Origin of the sequence: Streptomyces niveiscabiei, assembly GCF_001419795.1 — a bacterium.
Lineage (GTDB): Bacteria > Actinomycetota > Actinomycetes > Streptomycetales > Streptomycetaceae > Streptomyces > Streptomyces niveiscabiei.
In genome coordinates this window covers 1-1,543 of record NZ_LIRL01001406.1, presented here as the reverse complement: position 1 = coordinate 1,543, position 1,543 = coordinate 1, and the positions used below count along the sequence as shown (strand labels likewise).

General features: G+C 75.6%; 2 protein-coding genes. Both read right to left on the bottom strand.

The window, feature by feature from the left end; all coding sequences use genetic code 11:
• Positions 1-611 (bottom strand): acyl-CoA dehydrogenase family protein (locus tag AOK24_RS44510; RefSeq protein ID WP_206191379.1); only part of this gene is annotated, 611 nt, incomplete at its 3' end.
• A 98-nt stretch (positions 612-709) separates the two neighbouring features.
• A partial coding sequence (locus AOK24_RS44505) for a 2Fe-2S iron-sulfur cluster-binding protein (protein WP_055725484.1) occupies positions 710-1,543 on the bottom strand: 834 nt, incomplete at its 5' end.

The window sequence follows — 1,543 nt, the reverse complement described above, 5'->3', positions numbered from 1 at the left end:
TCCCCCACCCGCTCCCCGGCGGTCGACACCTGCTCGCCGAGCGCGACGTCCCCGACGGGCACGACGGCCAGCACGCTCCGCCCGTCGCCCACGTGCGCGGGGACGACGACGAGGTCCGCGTCGAACGCCCACGGCACCACCGTGTGCACCCCGTCGAGCACCCACCCCGCGCCCTCCCGCCGCGCGGCGACGGCGAGTTCGGCCCCGTCGTGCCCCGTGCGCCCGTGCGCGGCGACGGTCAGTACCGTCTCGCCCCGCCCGGCCGGCGCGAGCACCGCCTCCTTCAGCGCGGCGGACCCGTACGCCTGGATCGCGGCCGACGCGGCGACGCTCTCCAGCAACGGCACCCGCGCGAGCACCTTCCCCGCCTCCCGCAGCACCAGGCAGAGCGCGACGGCGTCGAGCCCGGCCCCGCCGTACTCCTCGTCGAGCAGGAGGCTCAGCAGGTCCGCGTCGGCGAGCTTCGCCCACAGCTCCCGGTCGAACCCCTCGGCGACCGGCCGCCCCTGGGTCTTCGCCGGTGACGGCACCGCGTCGGGCGCCACTCCCGCGAACACCCCGCGCGCCGCCTCGGCCGCCGCCTGCTGCTCCTCGCTGAACGTGAAGTCCACGGCCTGGTCCTCCCGACGGGGTCACACTCGGATCTGACGGTCCGTCAAGATAGAACAGGTTCTAGAAGAAGGGAACGCCCGCACGGCCGCGGGGCCGCTCACCTGTCGAAGTCCACCTCCACCCCCTCCGTCACCGGGTGCGACTGGCACGCCAGCACGTACCCCGCCTCCGTCTCCTCCGGCTCCAGCGCGAAGTTGCGGTCCATCCGCACCTCCCCGGAGACGAGGAACGCCCGGCAGGTCCCGCACACCCCGCCCTTGCAGGCGTACGGCGCGTCGGGCCGCCCGCGCAGGACCGTCTCCAGCAGCGACTCCCCGTCCTGGACGGGCCAGGTCCCGGAACGGCCGTCCAGGCGGGCCGTGAGCGTGCTGTGCGCGGGCGCGGCCGGCCGGGCCGGTGCGGGCGCGTCGGCCACGTGGAAGATCTCCTGGTGGACCCGCTCGCGCGCCACCCCCAGCGCACGCAGCGCCTGCTCCGCGCCGGTCACCAGCCCGAACGGCCCGCACAGGAACCACCCCGCCACCGCCTCCACCGGCAGCAGCGCCGGAAGCAGCGAGACCAGCCGCTCCCGGTCCAGCCGCCCGGACGGCAGCCCCGCCTGCTGCTCCTCCCGCGACAGCGCCGTCACCAGCTGGAACCGGTCCGGGTAGCGGTCCTTGAGGTCGGCCACCTCCTCCAGGAACATCGTCGACGCCGCCGTACGGTCGCTGCGCACCAGGCAGAACCGGGCGGCGGGCTCCCGCGCGAGGAGCGTCGAGGCGATCGACAGCACGGGCGTGATCCCGCTGCCCCCGACGACCGCCGCGTACAGCCCCGGCGCCGGTTCCAGCGTGAACCGCCCGGCCGGGGTCATGACCTCCACCTCGTCCCCGGCGGCGATCTCCTTGAGCGCGTACGTCGAGAACGCGCCCCCCTCCACCAGCCGCACCCC